Raw genomic sequence first — 20,579 nt, forward strand, 5'->3', positions numbered from 1 at the left:
AGTTGGTGAAATCCTCTGTGGTGAAGTCCCTCCGCGCGAGCCCGCGCGGGTCTGCTATGCCCCTTCGGCCAGCACCGCTGCGAAGGTTTCTTCCAAAACGCCGACAAGATGATCGGCATTGGCCCGGCTGAAGATCATCGGCGGGCGCATCTTCAGCACGTTGTCATGTGGCCCTTCGGTGCCGATCAAAACGCCGCGCGCCCGCGCCCCGTCATTGACCTTGCGGGCGAATGCTGTGGCCGGCGCCTTGGTCTTGCGGTCGGTGACCAGCTCGATGCCGAGGAACAGGCCCTGGCCCCTGACATCGCCGATGATCTCGTAGCGCGCCTGCATCTCCCTGAAGCGCGAAACCAGGTAGGCACCGATCTCTGCGGCATTCGCTAGCAGGCCGTCGCGCTCGATCACGTCGAGCACGGCAAGGCCCGCAGCGCACGACACCGGGTTGCCGCCGAAGGTGTTGAAATACTCCATGCCGTTGTTGAAGGAGGCGGCGATTTCCTTGGTGGTGACTAAGGCTGCCATCGGGTGGCCGTTGCCGATCGGCTTGCCCATGGTGACAATGTCGGGGGTGACGCCTTGGGTTTCGAACGCCCACCAATGCGAGCCGACGCGGCCAAAGCCGACCTGGACCTCGTCGGCGACGCAAATGCCGCCAGCGGCGCGCACCATGGCGTAGACTTCCCTGAGGTAGCCCTCAGGCAGGAAGACCTGGCCGGCGACGCTGGGGATGGATTCGGCCAGGAATAGGCCGGGCGCGCGGCCTTGTTTGGCCATGTCGGCGATCTGCTCGGCAATGCTTTCGGCAAAGCGTTTGGCGTGCTCCTCGACCGGCCAGTCCTCGGGCGCGCGATAGCTGTCTGGAATGGTCGCCTCGAAGACATGGGCGGGCCGGCCCTTGCCGCCCTTCCGCTTGTATTTGTAGGGACTGAGATCGATCAGCTCCTGGGTGGTGCCGTGATAGCCCCAGTCGAGCACGATAGCCTCGCTGTGGCCCGTATGGGTGCGCGCCATGCGCAGCATCAGTGAATTGGCCTCGCTGCCTGAACAGGCGAAGGACGCAACCGACAGTCCCTCGGGCAAGGTCGCTGTCAGGCGCTCGGCGTAGGTGACGATACCGTCGTGCAGATAGCGCGTGTTGGTGTTGAGCCTGGCAGCCTGTCGGGCGATGGCCTCGACGACGTCGGGGTGGGCGTGGCCGAGATGGCAGACATTGTTGAAGCAGTCGAGATAGGCGCGGCCGCGGTCGTCGATCAGCCAGGCGCCTTCGCCGCGCACGAACTTGATCGGCTCGGAATAGGAGATCGACAGGTTGGGCAGAAGCGAGTTTTTCCGCGCCGCGACGATCTCCGGACGCGTCCGGCCGGTCTGGACAAAGGTTTCGGGCGGGATGCCGGCAAGGTCGGCGGCATCGGGGAACAGCTCGCGCCAAACATCGAGATAACGCGCTTCTCCGACGCCGAGGATGTCGCGGGCGGCGAGGTCGGGATCAGCGGAGATCTGGAAATGCAGATGCGGCGCCCAACCGCCATTTTCTGCCGGCACGCCCATTTCGCCGACGAGTTCGCCTGCTTGGAGGTGCTGGCCGGCTTTAAGCCGCCTCGCCGCTTCATGGCCGAGATGGCCCCACAGCGTGACGAAGGGCGGGCAGCCCTGTGGTTCATGAAGGAGAGCAACGAGGCAGCCATAACCGAGCGGGTCTTCTTCGATCTCCACGCTTTTCACTATGGCGGCCAGCGGGGTGAACACCCTGGTGCCGGCGGGCATGAACAAATCGAGGCCGAGGTGATGGACCCGGCGCGCGCCTTCGACGAAACGCGACCAGAAAATGTCTGAAGTGTAGACCGTGCGCGCCTCGCCCCATGGGCCGATGCCGAGCGCCACACCATTTTCGGCGCAAAAGGCATCCCACCAGGCGGTGGCTTTCTCGGGCTGCTGTCCAGCGGAGGTGACGGTCATCGGATGGGCCGGATCGCCATAGGGCACCAGTGCCTTGACCAGCGTCGCCGGATGGCGCTCGAGGATCGGTGCCAGGCTCTTGCGGTTGGCACTGATCCAGCAGGCGATGGCACCAGCTCCAGGCGCAGCATCAAAACCGCAGGCGTGGCGCAGGATGGCGGTGGCGAACCTACGATTCATCGCACCGAGACGGCGCAGCAACCGCCAGGCCGGCGCTTCTGATATGGCGAGATAGGGATTGTCGCCTGTCTTTTCCTTGCGCGCGGCAGACAAGGTGACGCTGATGACCAGCCGCATGGCGATGAGGTCGAAGAGGACGTCGAGCTCGTCTTCACGCAGCGGATATTCGGCATGGAAGCCGGCTGCCAACGTTGCGGCGGCACCGATCGGGTCTTCGACGTCGAGGATCGAATAGGCGCAAGCGACGGCCACTTCGGCGATCAAAGGCGAATAAAGCGCGTCGCCGAAATCGATGATGCCGGCGATGCGGTCGCGGCCATCCTCATCGACCAGCACGTTCCAGTCGTTGGCGTCGTTGTGGATGACCTGCGCGCGCAAACCGGCGAGACGGGGAGCTACCTCCGCATCGAAATGATCGAGCAGGCGCCGTAGAAGTGCGCGGTCTTCGGCGTCAGGGATATGTGGCAGGCGCTGGCGCGCGGCACCGGCTTGGCGAATATCCCAGTCGAACGAGCGCAAGGCGCCGGGATGAATGAAGCCCTGCAGCGCGCGGTCGAGTCGGCCAAGCGCTGAACCCAGGTTTGCCAGGAGTTCGGGCGTGCGCTCGACCTCGGCCAGCGGCAAGCCGGGCAGCCAGGATACCAGCCGCAACGCGTGGCGCTCGCTACCAACACCAGCGGCCTCAGCGAGCGGCGTGCCGTTTTGCGAAATCTTGAGTCGGGGTGCCACGACGTCCGGGCTGGTGCGCGCCAGGTGATCGAGCAACGCGACCTGGAATTCGCTCTCGCTGGCGGGCTCGCTGGCATTGACGATCTTGAGGATCCACAGGGCGCCATCCTCGGCCGAAAGCTTGAAGTTCTGATCGCGTTCGCTGTCGAGCGCGGTGACGCGGCCGCTGACGCCGAAATGGCTCGCGGCCAAATCGGCGGCCTCTCCAAAAGAGAATGCGGGCGCGGGATGGGTCACGTCGGTCATGGGCTATCCGAATTTGCTGGTATTGAAGCTTGGCACGGGCCGAAAAATCGGGCATCCGGCAAAGCGTCGGTTGCACCGGCACTATGACTGCATGGACCGGCACTTTAACGGCACGGATCGGAACCAGGCGATGAAGGAACTCGACGCCAAGGACAGGGACATTCTGGGCATCCTGTCGAAGGAAGCGCGCATCCCGCTGAAGACCTTGGCCGGGCGCATCGGGCTCTCCCGAAGTGCGACCAGCGAACGCGTCGCGGCACTGGAAAAGACCGGCGTCATCCGCGGCTACCGCGCCGATATCGGCCAGATGGATAGCAATTTGGTGTCGGCATTCCTGATGGTGACGCTGGTCAGCACGCCGTCGATGGGGGTGCTCGACCAGCTGGCGCGCTACTCGGAGGTGCGGCGGGTGTCGTCTGTCACCGGCCAGCTCGACCTGATGGTCGAGGTCGAAGTGCCGTCCATCGACCGGTTGAACACGCTGCGCGACATCATCGCCACGCATCATAGCGTGCAGGATCTGACGACGCTGATCGTGCTGCGCCGTGATATCGAGCGGCGAGAATGAATGGCACCGGCTCGCGGCGCCACTGATGTTTGATCATTGTTTCTGGCCAGTGAACTGTACGACCAGCGGCAAGACGGAGAAGAAACGTGACGATCCGACAAATCGTGAAATATCCCGACCCTCGGCTGCGCCTCGTCGCCGAACATATCACCGTCTTCGACCAAAGCCTTCGCGAGCTCGCCGCCGATCTGCTCGACACGATGCGCGCGGCACCCGGCATCGGCATCACCGCGCCGCATATCGGCATGGCCAAGCGGGTCGTCGTGCTCCAGCTGGAAGGCGCCGATAGCGCGCGGACCTACGTCAATCCGAAGATCATCTGGGCGTCAGACGACATGCTGATGCATACCGAAGGCAGCGTGTCGATGCCGGGCGTGACGGAGGAGATCAGGCGGCATGCGCGGGTTCGCGTCAGCTATCAGGATCTCAACGGCGTCGAGCGGACTGAGGAGGCCGATGGGCTGCTCGCGGTGTGCCACCAGCACGAGATCGACCAGCTCGACGGGATCTTCTGGATCCAGAGATTGTCGAAGCTGAAGCGCGACCGGCTGGTCAAGCGCTATGAAAAGCTGCAACGGGCGCTCTAGAGTTCCGTCGAAGAGGCCGGGTGAGGATCAGGCTTCGGTGCTTGCGATATTGCCGCTGACGGTTGCCGCCCAGGTCCAGAAATAGGTCGCAAGGCCACGATCGACATGGACGCGGAGCCTTTCGCCGTGACGATAGACAACGGCATTGATGCCGGCAAACGAGATAGCCGCCGAAGCGCTCGCCTTGCTTGGATCAAGCGTCGTTGCGCGCGCGATGACTTCGTCGGTCGCACCTTCGATCTCGAATATCTGGAGCCCGGCACTGACCGTGGTCACGGCGAAGCCCTCGTGGTGCCAGCCTTGGCCGACGGAGGACGGGCCGGCAGACACGACCAGCAGCCGGTCGCGCGCGACCTGAATCGTACTAGTTCCACCCTTTGCCGCGCCGAATGCGCCTATCGGCTCAAGCGCTACACCAGATGCCTTGCTCCAGGCAGCGAGGTTGCCGCTGACGAGAAACTGGTTCAAGCCGGACAGCGAACGGATCGCAAGGCCCGATGTGTCGATGACGGCTGTCTGCCAATCCGGTATGGCTGTCCATTTTTCAGCGAGATTACGCATTGAGCCGCTCTCCGGAAGGATCAAAGGCGCAAGGGCCGGTGATCGTCGCGCGCCGGGCCATGCCGAGGTGCTGGATGTCGATCGTCTTGCCATGGCGCGCTGCCCCGCGCTCGATCAGGCCAATCGCTATCGGTCGCATAAGCGTCGGACTGTGGTAGCTCGACGTCACGAAACCCTGGCTCCTGATCTTGCCACCCTCACGCGAGATGCTATGCGCGCCAGTCGCCAGTGGTTCTTCGCCCTCAGCGACGGCGAGGCCGACCAACTGCTGGCGGTTCGCTTGCACGGCCACATCGGTGAACAGCGAGCGGCGGCCGACATATTCGGTCGCGCGCTTCACGCGCGGGCCATCGACGCCGAGATCATGCGGCAGTGTGGTGCCGTCGGTGTCCTTGCCGATGACGATATAGCCCTTTTCGGCGCGCAGGATCATCAGGGCCTCGAGCCCGATGGTCACTGCATCGTGCGCCTTGCCGGCCTCGTGCGTGCGCGCCCACAGGCGCTCCGCTTTGTCTGCGCGGATCGAGACCTCGTAGCTGCGGTCGCCGGTAAAGCTGACGCGGGCAACACGAACCGGGTCGGTTTCGAACGTGCCCTCGCCCATCGCCATGTGCGGCAGATCGGCATCATCGAGCGAAAGGCCAAGGTTCAATGCCGCGAGCAGTTTCCTGGCGTTCGGGCCGGAAACGGTCATCGTCGCCATCTCGGAGGTGGCGTTGTGGATGTAGACAGCGTCACGGCCAAAACGATCCTGCCGCCATTCCTCTAAGCGAGCGTGCACGGCAGCCACATGCGAGCTGGAGCAAGAGACGACGAAGCGGTGCTCGTCCAGCCGCACCAGAATGCCGTCATCGAAGACCACGCCGTTTTCCGACAGCATGAAGCCATAGCGGCAGCGGCCGGGCTTCAGCGTCGACATGGTGTTGTAATAGATGAAATCGACGAATTCGGCCGCCTTCCGGCCCATCACCTCGATCTTGCCAAGCGTCGAGCCATCGAACAGCGCGACCGACTGTCGGGCACGCCGCGCCTCGTCCTGGATCGCCCGGTCGGCATCCGCACCGCCATAATGGGCAGGCCGCAGCCAGCCGCCATATTCCTGGAAGACGGCGCCTTGGGCGCGGTGGGCGTTTTCGAGCGGCAGACGGCGCACCGGCGACATCAGCTCGCCACCGCGCGCACCAGCAAAACTTGCCAGCGGCACCGGCGTGAAAGGCGGGCGATAGGTGGTGGTGCCGACCTCCGGCACGGTGCGACCGGTGACGGCGCCCATCAATGCCAGTCCGGCAAGGTTCGAGGTCTTGCCTTGGTCGGTCGCCATGCCAAGTGTGGTGTAGCGCTTGAGATGCTCGACCGAGATGAAGTTTTCGCGCGCCGCGAGCTCGACGTCCTTGGCGGTCACGTCGTTCTGGTAGTCGATCCAGACGCGGCCCTTGGCACCTGGGATCGGCCAAGCGGCGAGGATGCCGCCGGTCGCTTCCACACCGGTGCTGCGCGGCGCGGCGGCCTTGGTCCCGCGCGGCATCGCTTTAGCGGCACCTTCGAAGACCTCCGCCAGCGAGACCGCGCCTGCCGCCGCACCGACGACGGCGGTGGCCTCGACTGGATCGCCTGGCAGGAAGGCGGCACGTTCGTCGCTCCAGGCGAGCTTGCCCCTCGCCTGGCAGAACAGATGGATGGTCGGCGTCCAGCCGCCCGATACCACAACGCAATCTGCTGCGAGGCTAGTACCATCATCCAGCTCAACGCCTTCGACGCGCATTTTTCCGCGCGCAGATACGACCAGGCGGCCTGCAACCTGCCTGACGCCCTTGGGCGCAGCCGGTGCGTCCTTGCGCATCTCAACCAGCGTGACGTCGGCACCGGCTTGAGCCAAGGCACCCGCAACCTCGTAGGCGCTGTCATTGTTTGCGGCCACCACGATACGCCGTCCCACCAGCACTGCGTAGCGCCTGAGATAGATCAGGGCCGCATCGGCCGACATGATGCCGGGCAGGTCGTTGTTGGCGAAAGGCAGCGGCCGCTCGATGGCGCCGGTGGCCAGCACGATCTGGCGCGGCCTGACCCGCCACAGCTTATCGGGCCGTCCATCGCCATGGCGCTGGTTCAGCCCGACCAGATTGTGATCGTAGATGCCGAAGGCGGTGGTGGACAGCAGAACCGTATGGCCTGCCCTGGAAAGGTCCCCGACCGTCTCGTCGATCCAGACGGAAGCCGGCTTGGCGTCGATCTCGCCCGCGCGATGATTGAGCGAGCCGCCCGGCCTGTGCTGGTCGTCGACCAGGATGACGGATTGCCCAGTGCCGGCGGCAAGCTTGGCCGCAGCCAGGCCGGCGGGCCCCGCACCAACCACCAGCACGTCGCAATGGCGATTGATCTGGTCGGCCGGCCCTGGAGATTGCCAGTCCGTGTCGACCGTTCCAAGCCCCGCGACCGCACGGATGCGCGGCTCGAACAGATGCCAGTCGGGCCACATGAATGTCTTGTAGTAGAAGGCAGCGGGGATGAAGCGCGAGAAACGGTCGATGAAGGCGTTGCGGTCGGCGGCAGCGTTGGGCGATGCGTTGACGCTTCTGGCGATCATGCCGTTGAGCACCAGCTCGGTGGTTGCGCGTGTGTTCGGGGTTGTCGCGACACTGCCGTTGACATCAACCAAGGCGTTCGGCTCTTCGACGCCGGCGCCCCAGATGCCCCTCGGGCGATGGTATTTGAAGCTGCGGCCGACTACGGCCACGTCGCTGGCAAGCAGGGCGGAGGCGATGGTGTCGCCTTCAAATCCCCGCACCGTGCGGCCGTCAAAGGTGAACGAGACCTGGCGGGAGCGATCGATGGCGCTGCCGCCGGAAGACAGGCGCGTCGCGGTCATTGGGCGTGCTCCGCACCGTCGAGCGATGTCGATGAGCCGACCTTGTGGCTGACGCTGTCGCGCTCCATGACAAAGAACTCGCCGCAATTCATGTGCACCCAGACTTCGCGGACCGCGCCCTTGGGGTTGTCGCGCATATAGAGATAATTGGCCCAGCGATCGGCGGTGACATCAGCGCCATCGGGCCGGAGGTTTCCGGCCTCGCCGCCAAAGTGAAATTCGGTCTCGTCGCGCGCGCCGCAGAAGGGGCAGGAAAAGAGCTGCATGATTGACTCCAGGTCCTAATGCGCGATGCCGGAACCGGCGGCTTCGTCCAGCAGGCGGCCGGTGACGAAGCGGTCGAGATCGAAGGGGCGGCTGATGTCGTTGTGCTTGCCTGTCGCCAGCAGATGGGCAAGCAAGGTGCCGCCAGCCGGGATCGCCTTGAAGYCGCCAGTACCCCAGCCGCAATTGAGGAAGAGGCCAGGCAGCGGCGACTCGCCAATCACAGGCGACGAGTCCGGCACCACGTCAACGATACCGGCCCATTGCCGCATCAGCTTGAGCTGTCCGAAAGCCGGGAACATTTCGAGCAGCCCTGAAATGACGCCCTCAAGCGTCGGCAGATTGCCGCGCTGGCCATAGGAGGGCACGCGATCGAGCGCGCCGCCGATGACGATCTCGCCCTTGTCGGACTGGCTGACATAGACGCCGGTGCCCGGCGACAACACGACTGTGTCGAGGATCGGCTTGACCGGTTCGGAGACGCAGGCCTGAAGCGCATAAGAATTGATCGGCAGGCGGAAACCGGCCTTTGCCGAAAGCACCGACGAATGGCCCGCGACCGCCATGCCGATGCGGTCGGCGCGAATGCTGCCGCGCGACGTGTGCACGCCGCGGCAGCGGCCGCCCTCGACTATGAAGTCGGTGACCTCGCAATTCTGGATGATGTCGACGCCGAGCGCGCTCGCGCCGCGCGCATAACCCCAGGCGACCGCGTCATGGCGGGCGGTGCCGGCCCTGCCCTGCCACACGCCGCCGAATACGGGAAAACGTGCATCAGGTGCAAAGTTGAAGATCGGGGCGACTCGTTTGACGTCTTCGGGCGAAAACAGCTCGGCGTCGGTGCCGTTGATCTGCATGGCGTTGACCGTGCGCGCGGCGATCTCCATCTCGCCGATGCTGTGGCAAAGCGTGACCATGCCGCGTTGGGAGAGCATGACGTTGTAATTCAGCTCCTTCGACAGGCCCTCGTAGAGCTTGTGCGCCAGGCCGTAGAGCGCAACGCTTTCGGGATAATAATAGTTGGAGCGCACGACCGTCGTGTTGCGGCCGGTGTTGCCGCCGCCGATCCAGCCCTTTTCCAGCACGGCTATGTTGGTGATTCCGTGAGTCTTGGCCAGATAATAGGCGGTTGCCAGGCCATGCCCGCCACCACCGATGATGACCGCGTCATAGGTCTTCTTCGGCTCGGGCGTACGCCAGGCGGGTTTCCAGCCCTTCTGGCCGGCAAAACCTTCCTTGATCAGCGACAGCGCGGAGTAGCGGCGGGTCATTATGCCATTTCCTGGAAAATATTCGTCTTATGCCTGATCGGGATGATGCGAGGCTGACGCCCGCACAGGCATAGGAATCCTCCCGAACCGGGAGGAAACTAATGGCAATGTACATATATGTCCAGAGGGTGAATTGGTCTCGACGCTACCCTACTAGGCGGTCGTGGAAATCGGCCACTTCGGAAGCCTGATCCTGGTGTAGGGCAGGCTGGACAAATGCGAGGTGACGGTACCTTTCGAGGCGGCGTAGATCACGGCACTTGCGACCTTTTCGTAGGATGCGCGGAAGTGCTGGGTCGACTTGACCACCACGATGCGCTTGCCTGCCAGATCGCAGCCGATGCCGGTGAACAGGTCGGTGTCGATCGCCTGGGAGCGTTCGGAAGCGAGCAGGATTTCGACGCCGTCGCAATCGATCAGCGCGCAATCGCCCATCGGCGACGGCACGCCGCCAAGGCCGGTCATCACCAGCTCGCGCTTCAGCGCCACGACACGGCAGTTGACATCGACCGGATCGCCCGAGCTTGGCCCGATCTTGCCACCGACGCGCAGCGGCAAAACAGCACCCTCGCCGGCCTCGAACACCAGCCGTACCGCGATCGGGTCCCACAGCGGACCGATGACGGCGTCGCGGATGCCGCGCTCGAGCATTCGGGCGAGGAAGAAGGTTGAATCGCTTGCGGCACCGCCGCCAGCATTGTCGGCGGTATCGGCGATGACAACGGTTCCCACGGGTGCCGCGAGTGCCTGGTCCAGCGCCTCGTCGATCGAAGGCATCGGTGGCACGATCTCGGCACGCATGGCATAGAGGTCGTCGGCCAGCCGCCGTGCCAGCGATTGCGCAAGGTCTTGATTGTCGTCGGTGTAGACCACCACGCGCGTTCCCATCTCGGGCACGTCGGCCCAGGGGAAGCCTTGGGCGATCGACACCGACAGCACCTTGTCCTTTTGCTCCATGGCGCGGATGCCGCTGATGATCGACAGCCCAGGTTCGGTGGTGGTGCGGATGAAGGTGACCATGCCGGTGTCGACAAGGGCCGCCTTTGGTTTGATCTGGCCGGTGGCGATGCGATGGCAGAGATCGACAAGCTGGACGCCACATTCATAGACGTCGGTGTGGGGGTATTCCTTGTAGGTCAGCAGGATGTCGACATTGTCGATCATCTCGGCAGTCATGTGGCAATGCGGGTCGAGTTCGCAGCCAACGACCGTATCCGGACCGACGATCGCGCGAATGCGGGCGAGGATATCGCCTTCGCAATCGTCGTAACCTTCGGCAACCATGGCGCCATGCAGCGACATCAACACCATGTCGACCGGCTGGGCGGCGCGGAGATCGTCGAGCAACTGGTCGCGCAGCGTCTCATAGGCATGGCGGGTGGTGGTTCCGCCCGGTTCTGCCGAGGCGCTCAAGCCTTCGAACAGGGTCCAGCCCTCGCGGGGGCCACGTTCGCGCGCTGCCCACAGCTGGCCGCCGTAAAGCGTCATGTGATCAGGATGCTGGCCGGCAGGATAGTAGTCGCCACCTTCAACGAAGGCAGTCAAGCCAGTGGGGATGGGCGAGAATGTGTTGGTTTCGGTCGCAAGGACGGCACTGAACACGCGCATGAATAGACAACTCCGCTTGCGGGTTATGAGGCAAAGATTTCAGCGAGGCGGGCATGCGCCGTCTCGGTGTCGATGACGCTGGCCTCGCCGATCAGGACGAGGCGGCAATCGGGCTCGAATTTCGGAAATGGGCGCAAGGTGGCGCGCCGCCCGACCATCTGCAGCAGGAAACTTTGGCCGGGCCGCTCGATGAAATTGACGATGCCCTTGGCACGGATGAGCTGTGGCGCAAGCTGGTCCATGCCGGCCTGAAAACGATCGAGCGCGACAGAGCCTGCCGACTGCCACTCGATCGAAGTGAAGCGCGATGCCCCGACCTTTGCCTGGCCAGGCTGGGCCTGAGGCCGCTCAGCGACAAGCAGTGCTTCGATCGGCATGGCATCGCCGTCGGTCTCGAAGACCAGCGTCTTGTTGAGCCAAACCAGCTCCGCGCGGAGCGCCTCGCTGGAGCTCTCRCTCAGTCCGGTCTTGGACAGGGCGATGAAATCCGCTGCTTCAACCTGGGCGCGCCACAGCTCGTCACGCATGCGGCCGGGATTGGCAGCCACCTCATCGGCATCGACGACGGCGACCACCGCATCGAGCCGGATGTCGTTCCACAGGATCGGGTCCATCAGCGTTTCGGTGATGCCCCTGGGATCGGCGACGCCTGATGCTTCTATGACGATGTGGTCGGGCTTGACGGGCTGGGAGAGCACGAGTTTGAGCGTCCGCAGCAGGTCACCTTGCAGCGAGCAGCAGATGCAGCCGTTCTTCAGGCCAACAACTGTGTCGGCGGCGTCAGCTATCAGTTCGGCGTCGATGTTTATGGCGCCGAAGTCGTTGACGATGGCGCTGATGCGGCGGCCGTCGGAGCGCACCAACAGCTGGTTGATGAATGTCGTCTTGCCGGCGCCGAGGAAGCCGGTGACGACGAGGACCGGGACGCTCACGCATCACCTCGCCTGATCGGGCGGCCTGGTGCTGCCGCGCGGTCGAGGACGCCGTCCGCTATCACCGCCTGACCATTGACCAGCACGTGGAGCATACCTTCGGCCGGCAGGTTCATCTCGGCGAAGGTGGCGCGGTCGGCGATGGTGGTGAGATCGAAGACGACGATGTCGGCATCGCAGCCCGGCTGCAGCCGGCCCTTGCGTTTGAACAACGGCGCGCAGCTCTCGACGATCCGGGCCGGTATCAGCGTGCATTTGGCGATCGCTTCGACAAGCGGGATCGCATCACGCTCGCGCACCCACTGGCGCAAGAAACGGGTGAAGGTGCCCGAGGACCTTGGGTGGGCGGTCTTGTCTGCTCCGAGCGGCCATTCATTGCCCTCATAGGGCGATCCGTCCGGCTGGCTCCACGGCATGGCGTCGGAGGCAATGGCGCCACCGGGATACATCACCGAGACGTCGAGCATCGCGCGGTGACGCGGATTGTCCTCGGTGTCGAGGAAGTGCCAGAGCACCAGTGCCGAGGGATCGGCCTGCCGGACCTTTTTGAGATCGTCGATGCCGTCGAGGCGGCGGTGCGTGGTGACCAGTTCGATCGCGTCGTAGCCGGTGCCGGTGCGGGCCGAAAATGCCGGGTCGACGAAGAACCCGGCGCTGACCACGGTCGAGCCGGTGCCATAGGGATAGGCTTCGGTGGTGATCTTCAGCCCTTGCGCCTGGGCTTTGGCAATGATGGCCGCCGCGCGCTCGACATCCTGCAGGCTTGTCGAGTTGAGGTGGCAGATGTGCATGTGCGCGCCTGTCGCACCCGCCAGCCCGATCAGTGTGACATAGGCCTCGATCGAGCTCTTCGGGTCGATGTTCGACATCTGCGCGATGTGGGTATAGGTCGGCGTGTCGGTTTCGGCGGCCAGATCGCAGATCAGGCTCATTTCCTTGGCGCCAGCGCCGGGCGCGTAGCCGGCGGGAATGCCGATGCCAAGTGCGCCTTCCTCGATACCCTTGCGGGTGAGTGCCACGATTTCGTTTGCTTGCGCTTCGGTGGCGGCATCGGTCGACCAGCGCGGGTCGTCGAAGCCGCGCCCCATGACTGTGATCGGCGCTTCGCCCGGCTTGAGTTCCATCCCGATCATCACCGCCTTGCGGGCAAAGACCCAGGCGGAAGCGGTGCCGTAGTTGAGCAGGCGCGCGGTGTTGGCCTGCGCGTCGTACCAGCCGCCGACCGGCAAGGCGCCGACTTCCAATTCGAGGGCGGTGGTCACGCCATCGAAGGCCTGCATGCGGTCGGCAGGCACGGACTGGCCATGTGCGTGGAGGTCGATGAAGCCGGGCGCAACGATGAGGCCGGTTGCGTCGATGATGCGATGCGCCGGGCCAAGATCGGCGCCGATGGCAGCGATCCTGTCGCCCGATATGGCGATGTCGGCTACTTCGTCACGGCCGGTCTCGGGATCGATGACGCGCCCGCCTTTGATCACGATGTCATGCATGGGCGACCCTTTCAGCGGCGCGGCGCTTCTTGCCCGGCACGGCGTCGATCAGCCGGCGGGTGTAGTCGGACTTTGGCGTGCGGAAAATCTCTGATGTCGGGCCGACCTCTTCGAGCACACCCCGGTTCAACACGCCGACACGCTGGCACAGGTGATCGACGATCGACAGGTCGTGCGAGATGAACAGCATCGCCAGGCCCTGCTCGGTGCAGATCTTGCGCAGCAGTTGCAGCACCTGCGCCTGGCTGGAAACGTCGAGCGCCGAGACCGGCTCGTCGGCGATCAAAAGCTTCGGACTGGAGGCCAGCGCGCGGGCGATCGCGATGCGCTGGCGCTGTCCACCCGAGAACTGGTGCGGGAAACGGTCGAGCCAGTCGGGGTTGAGGCCGACCTGCTCCATCAGTTCAGCCGCGCGCGCCGTCAGTGCCGACCCCCTGAGGTCGGTGTAGGATTTGAGCGGCTCGGCCAGGATGTCGCGCACCCGCCAGCGCGGATCGAGCGAGGCATAGGGGCTCTGGAACACCATCTGAACGTCGCGGCGCTTGTCGCGCAGTGGCTTGCCGCGCAAAGCGAGCCAATCGCCGCCGTCCAAGCTCACCGAGCCGGCACTCGGTTCGGTGAGCCTGGCGATGATGCGCCCGATGGTCGACTTGCCCGAACCGCTTTCGCCGACGAGCCCAAAGGCTTCGCCGCGCCTGATGGTGAAGCTGACGTCGTTGACGGCGGTGAGCTGGCGCGGCTTCTCGAACAGCCGGCCCGACAAGGTGAAATGGCGAACCAGCCCGCGCACTTCGAGCAAAGCGTCATCAGCCATGGCTCACCTCGGCCTGCATGTGACCGGCACCGAAGCTCGGCCGCGCGTTGAGCAATTGCAGCGTGTAGGCATGCTTGGGGCGGCTCAGCACATCGTCGACATGGCCGGCTTCAACGATGACGCCGTCCTTCATCACGACGACGTCCTCGCAGACATCGCTGACGACATCGAGATCGTGGCTGATCAGGATCATCGCCGTGCCCTGCTCGCGGCTCAGCTCCTGCATCAGCCGCAGGATCTGCGCCTGCACGGTGACATCAAGTGCTGTGGTTGGCTCGTCGGCGATCAGCAGGGCCGGCTTGAGCGCAATCGCCGCAGCGATGACCACGCGCTGGCGCATGCCGCCGGACAATTGATGCGGGTAGGCGTCGATGCGGTGGGAAGCTTCCTGGATGCCAACACGTTCGAGCAGATCGAGGCTCGCTGAGCGGAGCGCCCGGCGCGACATGCCGGGGCGGTGGAAACGGAACACCTCGCCGATCTGGTCGCCGACGCGCATGACCGGGTTCAGCGTCGCCATCGCATCCTGAAACACCATGGCGATACGATTGCCACGCAGCTTGCGCCAGTCGCGGCTCGACAATCCAAGCATGTCGCGGCCTTCGAAGGTGACCGCGCCGCCCAATGTGGCGCGCGACGCGTCGGTGAGCCCCATCAGCGCATAGCCGATCGAGGATTTGCCCGAGCCGCTTTCGCCGACGACGCCGAGCACCGAACCGGGTGCCACGGAAAAGCTGACTCCATTGACCGCGCGGACCGGACCGTGGCGGCTGGGATAGTCGACCGTCAGGTCGCGGACCGACAACAAGGGAGAGGCTGTCATGTCACATCCTCTCCAGGCGGGGATCGAAATAGTCGCGCAGGAAATCGCCGAACAGGTTGATGCCGACCGAGGAGATCAGCACGGCGATGCCGGGAGCAATCACGATCCATGGCTGCTCATAGAGAAAGTCGCGGCCTTCCGAGATCATCACGCCCCAGGATGCGGTGGGCGGCTGSACGCCGAGGCCGAGGAAGGACAGAGCGGCCTCGGAGATGATCACCAGAGCGATGTCGAGGGTGGCGACGACGAGCACCGCCGGCAGCACATTGGGCAGGACGTGGGTGAAGATGATGCGCAGCTGCGACACGCCCATGGTGATCGCGGCATCGACATAGTCGAGGGTGCGGATACGCATGGTTTCGCTGCGCACGATGCGGGCGAAGTTGATCCACAGCGCAAAGGCCAGCGCCATGACGAGTGTGGCGAAACCCGCGCCCAGCACCGCCATGAAGATCAGCGCCAGAAGCAGGAAGGGAAAGGCGAGCTGGAAATCGACGATGCGCATGATGATGGTGTCGACGATCCCGCCGAAGTACCCAGCCAATGCGCCGAGCGTCGAGCCGACGACCAACGCGATCGACACCACGATCAGCGCCACCTGGATCGAGACCTGTGCGCCCATGATGGTGCGGCTCAGGATGTCACGGCCCATATTGTCGCCGCCGAGCAGGTTGGTGGTGCTGCCGCCATCCTGCCAGACGGTCGGAGCATAGCGCCATTCGATGACCTGCTGGGCATGATCATGCGGGGCCAGACTCGTCGCGAAGATTGCGCACAATACAACGATGGCAATCAGAAACAGGCCTGAGATGCCCTTGGCGCTGCGGCTCAGGGCACCGAGAAAGCGGCGCTCGCCGATTGCCTTTGTGGCGGCAGGCACGATCACGGCCTCAGTCATTGCGCACCCTCGGGTCGATGAAGCGGTAAAGGATATCGACGATCAGGTTCAGCGAGATGAACAGTGCCGCGGAAATCAGCACCACCGCCTGGATGATCGGATAGTCCCGGACCTGGATCGAATCGACGGCAAGCCGACCGATACCGGGCCAGGCGAACACCGTTTCGATGACGACGGTGCCCGAGAGCAGCGCCCCCATCTGCAGGCCGGCCAAAGTCACGATCGGCAGCAGCGCATTGCGCAGCGCATGGCGCAGGATGATGGTGAGGCGCGGCACGCCCTTGGCGGTGGCGAAGGTGATGTAGTCCTGCTGCAGGACTTCCAGCATGGCCGAGCGGATCAGTCGGGCATTGACGGCGACCAGCACGAAGGCGAGCGAGATCGACGGCATGATGAAATAGCGGAAGGCGTTCCAGAAGATGGAAAAGTCGCGCTCGGTCACTGCACGCCCTATGCTTGCCAGCGCCGATCCGCGATAGCCCGACGCGGGCAGCCAGCGCAGCTCGATGGAGAACCACAGGATCATCAGCACGGCGAGCAGGAAGCCCGGCATCGACACGCCAAGCACAGCAACGAAGGTGCCGGCATAGTCGATCCAGCTGTCGCGCTTGAGCGCTGTGACGATGCCGAGCGGGATGGCGATGGCGAATGCGAGGATGAGCGTCCAGAAGGCGAGCTCGCCGGTCGCCGGCAGGCGCTCGGCGATCAGGCTGGTGACAGGAACGCCCTGGCGGATCGAGGTGCCGAGGTCGCCCTGCACGGCACTGCCGAGATAGGCGACGAACTGCGCGGGCACGGAGCGCGTCAGCCCCATCTTCTCGCGCAGCATGTCCATGTCCTGGACGCTCATGCCGGGATTGCCGGCGGCAATCACGTCGACCGGATCGCCCGGCACGAGCTTGACCAGCGAGGCCACCACAAGGATGACCCCGAGGAGAATGACGGCCGCATAGAGCAGCCTCGATACCAGCAACCTCAGCATCAATCGGCGCGAGTCACGAGGCCATGCCGAGCTTGTCGATGCGCAACTCGCCGCCGGCATTCATGCGGGCATCGACGACGTCCTTGGCGACGACGGCGAAGTTGAGCGGCTCAAACAGCGGCTTCCAGTAAGCTTCCGTGACGACCTTGGCCTGGATTTTGTCGAGTACCGCCTGCCGCGCCGCCGGGTCGGAGGTCACGCGCTGCTCGGCGATCATGCCGTCGAGTTCGGCATTCTCGTGGAAGGCCCGGTTCAGCGCGCCCTTGGTGTGCAACACCGGATAGACGATATCGGCATCGGTGTAGGAATAGGTGGAGATGACCATGTCTTGCCCGCCCTGCGCGGTGATGGCCGCCCATTGCGCAATCGGCAAGGTTTCGATCGCGATCTCGACGCCGATCTCGCGCAGCTGGGCCTGGATCACCTCGGCGGTGCGACGGATGACCGGCGTGTCGTTGGCGACAAGCCTGACCTTGAGCCCATGGGCAACTCCTGCCTCGGCAAGCAACGCCTTGGCCTTTTCCGGATCATAGCCGTAGGACAGCTCAGCTGTCTTGGGCGAATAGCCTGCGATCGAGCTCGCTATCGGCGAGGTCGCAGGCACGGCGAAACCGTCAAGCGCAAAGGCGATCAGCCGCTTCTGGTCGATGGCATGCGCAAAGGCCTGGCGCACCTTCGGATTGTCGAAAGGCGGGCGCTTCTGGTTGAACACCAGCGCGCGCATCATCTGGGCCGGGCGCTCGATCATGATGGCATCGGGGTTGCCGCGCAGGCGCCGCACGCTGTCCAGCGGAACCGAGGCTCCACCATACATGGCATTGATTTCGCCTGTTTCGAAAGCCGCGATACGGGTCGAATCCTCGGGGTAATGGAACAGTTCGACAGCATCGATGCGCGCGGGCGCGGCAACGGGCGCATAGTCGTCGTTGCGCTCCAGGCGCATGCCGCGGTCGGTCGACCATGACACGAACTTGAACGGACCGGCACCAACCGGTTTGCGGCCGAACTGATCACCTGCGGCCTCCACGGCTGCACGCGAGATCGGCGCGGAATAGCCGAGCGTCAGGCCGACCCAGACGGCAACGAAGGGCTCCTTGAAGTGATAGGCTACGGTCAGTGGGTCGATGACTTCGGCGCGTTCCAACGGGCCAAGGAAGAAGGCGCTGGGCGACGCCGCTTCAGGCGCCAGATGGCGCGCGACGGTCCAGGCCACCGCCTCGGCATCGCAAGGCGTGCCGTCATGGAACTTGACACCCGGCTTCAGCTTGAAGGTCAGCGTCTTGTTTTCGTTGCTGAAGGCCCAGCTTTCGGCGAGGCCCGGCAGGACCTCGCTGTCGTAGCCGGCACGCGCCAACGGCTCGTAGATCATGTCCATCGTCGTCGAGGACACCGACAGCGTGGTCTTGTGCGGGTCGAGCGTATCGGGCTCTTCCGAGCGGCCGACACGCAGCGTGCCGCCGGTCTGCTGGGCAAGTGCCTTGCCGGGCATGCCAAGCGTTGCGGCAGCCGCAAGGGCAGCGGCGCCACCGAGGAAGCCGCGGCGCGACAGGGTGGCCTGCTTGAAATAGGCGCGTGCCAGCGCGTCGAATTCCAGGGGAGACAGGTTCCGAAGGGACATTTTACACCTCGCCGTAAGTGGTTGATCAGGCTCGCTTGAAGGCCAGTTTCTTGATGCGGTCGGAGTTCATCTCGAAGCCGTCGCCGGTCACCGCCAGCGTCGCATTCCACGGCAGGCCGGGACGCATGTCAGTGCCGGGCTGCAACAGGAACCAAAGGTCGGCATCGGCAGCGACGATAGGCGCTGTCATTGCGCCCAGTCCCGAGCGCAGGCGAAATTCGCCCTTCTGCGCATCGCCTGTGATCTCGACCTCAAAATCCTGGGCCTTGTTGACGTAACGCCCGGCCAGCGGACGCGCGGCGGTGGCATCGGCCTGAAGCGGCGCATAGACGCGCGGCGAGCCGCAGAACACACCATCGACCTTGCCATCGGCACGCGGGCTCAGCACCAGATCGGTGATGGCGCGTTCTGGCTTGGCGCCACCTTGATGGCCGAAGTCGAAGCCGCCGACCCCACCTGAATTGAGGAAAGTCGGCACGCCGTCCTTGGCGACGATCTCGAAGACGTCAGGGCCGCCTTCCTGGCGGTAACGGCCTGGGGCGAGCGCGATCGGTGCCGGGGTTTCGTCGCCGAAATAGATGTCGGCGATGCGGCGGCCGAGCGCGAAAGATGCGACCTGGTCGTTGTTGGCGATGATGACGACACCAAAACCGTCATCGACAAAGCGGGTCGATTCCGACTTGCCGCCGGCGACCGTTCCGCCATGACCGACAGCACGCCTGCCACGATAGACGTCGGTAACGAGGCCAAGGCCGTAGAAGCCCGTCGCGCCGTTGTCGAAGACGCAAGGGGTTGCCATGCGTTCATACATTGCAGGCGTTCCGACCTTGGGATCGAACAGGTTCTGCTGCCAGACGATCATGTCGTCGAGGGTCGAAATCATGCCGCCCTCGCCGCCGAGATCGAGCCCCCAGTTGAGGTTGGCCCAGCCATCGGTGCGCTTGGTGTAGTGCGCGGCCAGCCGCTTCATCGCCGTTCCGTCGCGGATCAGCAGCGAGGTGTCGTCCATGCCAAGTGGGCCGGTGATGCGCTTGCGCAGCACCTCGTTGAAGGTTGCGCCCTCGATCTGCTCGATGATCTCCGACAGCATGAAGAAGCCCGCATTGCAGTAGGTCATAGCGCTGCTGGGCTTAAAATTCAGCGCATCCTGGCGGGCTATGACATCGCGGCCAGTTTGCCGGTCGGACGGCGTGAAGATCGACAGGCCGGCGAAGATCATGGCTTCAAGGTGATCGCGGAAGCCCGACGTGTTGGATGCCAGGTGCTCGAGCGTCACAGGCTGCTCCAGACGGGGCACGTATGGCAGGTGCTTCTGCACTTCGTCCGACAGGGCGAGCTTGCCTTCTGCTTCCAGCATCAGGATCAGCAGGACGGTGAACTGCTTGGTCTGCGAGCCGATGCGGATGATCGCCTTGCGGTCCATCGGCACGGCATTGTTGATGTTGGCGAGACCGTAGGTATTGGCGAAGATCTCACGTCCGCTTTCGGTGACCGCCACGACCGCGCCCGGGCTGTCGGGGCCGGTGAAATCGTTGAACAGCGCATCGATGCGCGCGGCAAAATCGGCCGGTGCCTTGGTCATGCCGGTCACTCCCTTCCTGATGTCATCGGATTGCCGGCGGCGCCGAGCGCTGCGCCGGATGTGCATGGAAAACGGTTGGCGCAACGCATCAGGCTCAGCCGCGATGCCGTGCCTTTATTGTGTCTGTCGTTACGCATGGTCCTGCCCTCCCGCATTGACCTTGGCACGACGCGCTGGGCGTCATGGGGTGCAGGGAAGTCGCCCTGCTCGTCAAAAGTTTTTGCCGTTCCCGCTTTTTTATGATGCAATCGGTAAGATTTCTTTTTGCATACGTCAAGTCATTTGCGTAAACGCTAAATCCTTGCCATTTTAGAAAACGAAAATAGGCTCAGCGCGCCGAGGCTGGAGAGAATGTGACCCAACAACCGCGACTGAGTGAATGCTTGCGCGCCGTGCGGCAGCGTCATGGGCTGACGTTGCAGGAAGTCAGCGAGCGCACGGGACTCGCCTTGTCGACGCTGTCGAAGGTCGAAAACGACCTGATGTCACTGACTTATGACAAGATCCTGCAGATCTGCACGGGACTCGATATCCCCGTTACGGAACTGTTGAATTTCTAACCGGCCAAGGGCGTGGAGCGCACAAGGCGTTCGGTGTTCTCTGC

General features: G+C 64.0%; 16 protein-coding genes and 1 pseudogene. 3 read left to right on the forward strand and 14 right to left on the reverse strand.

Annotation, left to right across the window (positions count from 1 at the left end; translation table 11 throughout):
• Positions 1–54 precede the first annotated feature (54 nt).
• Complete coding sequence (locus tag AC1DWF_RS00735) at positions 55–3,111, reverse strand: aminotransferase class III-fold pyridoxal phosphate-dependent enzyme (protein WP_476787737.1); 3,057 nt, start codon at positions 3,109–3,111, stop codon at positions 55–57.
• A gap of 130 nt (positions 3,112–3,241) precedes the next feature.
• Between AC1DWF_RS00735 and AC1DWF_RS00740 the strand changes: the two genes are divergently transcribed.
• Together AC1DWF_RS00740 and AC1DWF_RS00745 are read left to right on the forward strand one after the other, a co-directional pair.
• Positions 3,242–3,679 (forward strand): Lrp/AsnC family transcriptional regulator, encoded by a 438-nt coding sequence (locus AC1DWF_RS00740; protein WP_476787738.1) that lies wholly within the window; start codon positions 3,242–3,244, stop codon positions 3,677–3,679.
• A gap of 86 nt (positions 3,680–3,765) precedes the next feature.
• Entirely contained in the window at positions 3,766–4,266 is a 501-nt protein-coding gene (locus AC1DWF_RS00745) for a peptide deformylase (protein WP_476787739.1), read from the forward strand.
• A gap of 27 nt (positions 4,267–4,293) precedes the next feature.
• Here AC1DWF_RS00745 and AC1DWF_RS00750 read toward each other — a convergent pair whose 3' ends face one another.
• The 13 genes from AC1DWF_RS00750 to AC1DWF_RS00810 all read right to left on the reverse strand — a co-directional run bounded on the left by AC1DWF_RS00750 (position 4,294) and on the right by AC1DWF_RS00810 (position 19,975).
• Positions 4,294–4,827, reverse strand: a complete 534-nt coding sequence (locus AC1DWF_RS00750) for a sarcosine oxidase subunit gamma family protein (protein WP_476783859.1) — start codon at positions 4,825–4,827, stop codon at positions 4,294–4,296.
• Positions 4,820–7,693 (reverse strand): sarcosine oxidase subunit alpha family protein, encoded by a 2,874-nt coding sequence (locus tag AC1DWF_RS00755; RefSeq protein ID WP_476787740.1) that lies wholly within the window; start codon positions 7,691–7,693, stop codon positions 4,820–4,822. Before AC1DWF_RS00755 ends, AC1DWF_RS00750 begins: the two co-directional genes overlap by 8 nt.
• Positions 7,690–7,959 (reverse strand): sarcosine oxidase subunit delta, encoded by a 270-nt coding sequence (locus tag AC1DWF_RS00760; protein ID WP_476783857.1) that lies wholly within the window; start codon positions 7,957–7,959, stop codon positions 7,690–7,692. The genes AC1DWF_RS00755 and AC1DWF_RS00760 overlap by 4 nt, the downstream gene beginning before the upstream one ends.
• 15 nt (positions 7,960–7,974) lie before the next feature.
• On the reverse strand, positions 7,975–9,228 hold the full coding sequence (locus AC1DWF_RS00765) for a sarcosine oxidase subunit beta family protein (RefSeq protein ID WP_476841384.1): 1,254 nt from the start codon (positions 9,226–9,228) through the stop codon (positions 7,975–7,977).
• 153 nt (positions 9,229–9,381) lie between these two features.
• Positions 9,382–10,836 (reverse strand): M81 family metallopeptidase, encoded by a 1,455-nt coding sequence (locus tag AC1DWF_RS00770; RefSeq protein WP_476783855.1) that lies wholly within the window; start codon positions 10,834–10,836, stop codon positions 9,382–9,384.
• A 23-nt stretch (positions 10,837–10,859) separates the two neighbouring features.
• Positions 10,860–11,768, reverse strand: a complete 909-nt coding sequence (locus AC1DWF_RS00775) for a CobW family GTP-binding protein (RefSeq protein WP_476783854.1) — start codon at positions 11,766–11,768, stop codon at positions 10,860–10,862.
• Positions 11,765–13,258 (reverse strand): amidohydrolase family protein, encoded by a 1,494-nt coding sequence (locus tag AC1DWF_RS00780; RefSeq protein ID WP_476787741.1) that lies wholly within the window; start codon positions 13,256–13,258, stop codon positions 11,765–11,767. Before AC1DWF_RS00780 ends, AC1DWF_RS00775 begins: the two co-directional genes overlap by 4 nt.
• Positions 13,251–14,072 (reverse strand): ATP-binding cassette domain-containing protein, encoded by an 822-nt coding sequence (locus AC1DWF_RS00785; RefSeq protein ID WP_476783860.1) that lies wholly within the window; start codon positions 14,070–14,072, stop codon positions 13,251–13,253. The genes AC1DWF_RS00780 and AC1DWF_RS00785 overlap by 8 nt, the downstream gene beginning before the upstream one ends.
• Entirely contained in the window at positions 14,065–14,895 is an 831-nt protein-coding gene (locus AC1DWF_RS00790; protein ID WP_476787742.1) for an ABC transporter ATP-binding protein, read from the reverse strand. Before AC1DWF_RS00790 ends, AC1DWF_RS00785 begins: the two co-directional genes overlap by 8 nt.
• 1 nt (position 14,896) lies before the next feature.
• Positions 14,897–15,793 (reverse strand): ABC transporter permease, encoded by an 897-nt coding sequence (locus AC1DWF_RS00795; RefSeq protein WP_476782542.1) that lies wholly within the window; start codon positions 15,791–15,793, stop codon positions 14,897–14,899.
• Positions 15,786–16,775: an ABC transporter permease gene (locus AC1DWF_RS00800; RefSeq protein ID WP_476782543.1), complete on the reverse strand. Its 990-nt coding sequence runs from the start codon at positions 16,773–16,775 to the stop codon at positions 15,786–15,788. Before AC1DWF_RS00800 ends, AC1DWF_RS00795 begins: the two co-directional genes overlap by 8 nt.
• A gap of 13 nt (positions 16,776–16,788) precedes the next feature.
• Positions 16,789–18,393, reverse strand: coding sequence for an ABC transporter substrate-binding protein (locus tag AC1DWF_RS00805; protein ID WP_476782544.1), 1,605 nt, complete (start codon positions 18,391–18,393; stop codon positions 16,789–16,791).
• A gap of 25 nt (positions 18,394–18,418) precedes the next feature.
• Positions 18,419–19,975, reverse strand: a complete 1,557-nt coding sequence (locus AC1DWF_RS00810; RefSeq protein ID WP_476787743.1) for a serine hydrolase domain-containing protein — start codon at positions 19,973–19,975, stop codon at positions 18,419–18,421.
• Between the two features lie 353 nt (positions 19,976–20,328).
• On the opposite strand from AC1DWF_RS00810, the pseudogene AC1DWF_RS00815 reads away from it, so the two are divergent.
• Positions 20,329–20,529, forward strand: a pseudogene (locus AC1DWF_RS00815) (helix-turn-helix domain-containing protein); the annotation flags it as partial.
• Between the last annotated feature and the right edge of the window lie 50 nt (positions 20,530–20,579).

The sequence above is a fragment of the Aminobacter sp. P4_D5 genome (assembly GCF_056401815.1).

Bases quoted from the DNA above. Each gene is read 5' to 3' on its own strand.
- AC1DWF_RS00735 (WP_476787737.1), bottom strand. From the start codon at position 3,111: ATGACCGACGTGACCCATCCCGCGCCCGCATTCTCTTTTGGAGAGGCC.
- AC1DWF_RS00740 (WP_476787738.1), top strand. From the start codon at position 3,242: ATGAAGGAACTCGACGCCAAGGACAGGGACATTCTGGGCATCCTGTCG.
- AC1DWF_RS00750 (WP_476783859.1), bottom strand. From the start codon at position 4,827: ATGCGTAATCTCGCTGAAAAATGGACAGCCATACCGGATTGGCAGACA.
- AC1DWF_RS00755 (WP_476787740.1), bottom strand. From the start codon at position 7,693: ATGACCGCGACGCGCCTGTCTTCCGGCGGCAGCGCCATCGATCGCTCC.
- AC1DWF_RS00760 (WP_476783857.1), bottom strand. From the start codon at position 7,959: ATGCAGCTCTTTTCCTGCCCCTTCTGCGGCGCGCGCGACGAGACCGAA.
- AC1DWF_RS00770 (WP_476783855.1), bottom strand. From the start codon at position 10,836: ATGCGCGTGTTCAGTGCCGTCCTTGCGACCGAAACCAACACATTCTCG.
- AC1DWF_RS00780 (WP_476787741.1), bottom strand. From the start codon at position 13,258: ATGCATGACATCGTGATCAAAGGCGGGCGCGTCATCGATCCCGAGACC.
- AC1DWF_RS00785 (WP_476783860.1), bottom strand. From the start codon at position 14,072: ATGGCTGATGACGCTTTGCTCGAAGTGCGCGGGCTGGTTCGCCATTTC.
- AC1DWF_RS00790 (WP_476787742.1), bottom strand. From the start codon at position 14,895: ATGACAGCCTCTCCCTTGTTGTCGGTCCGCGACCTGACGGTCGACTAT.
- AC1DWF_RS00800 (WP_476782543.1), bottom strand. From the start codon at position 16,775: ATGCTGAGGTTGCTGGTATCGAGGCTGCTCTATGCGGCCGTCATTCTC.
- AC1DWF_RS00805 (WP_476782544.1), bottom strand. From the start codon at position 18,393: ATGTCCCTTCGGAACCTGTCTCCCCTGGAATTCGACGCGCTGGCACGC.
- AC1DWF_RS00810 (WP_476787743.1), bottom strand. From the start codon at position 19,975: ATGACCAAGGCACCGGCCGATTTTGCCGCGCGCATCGATGCGCTGTTC.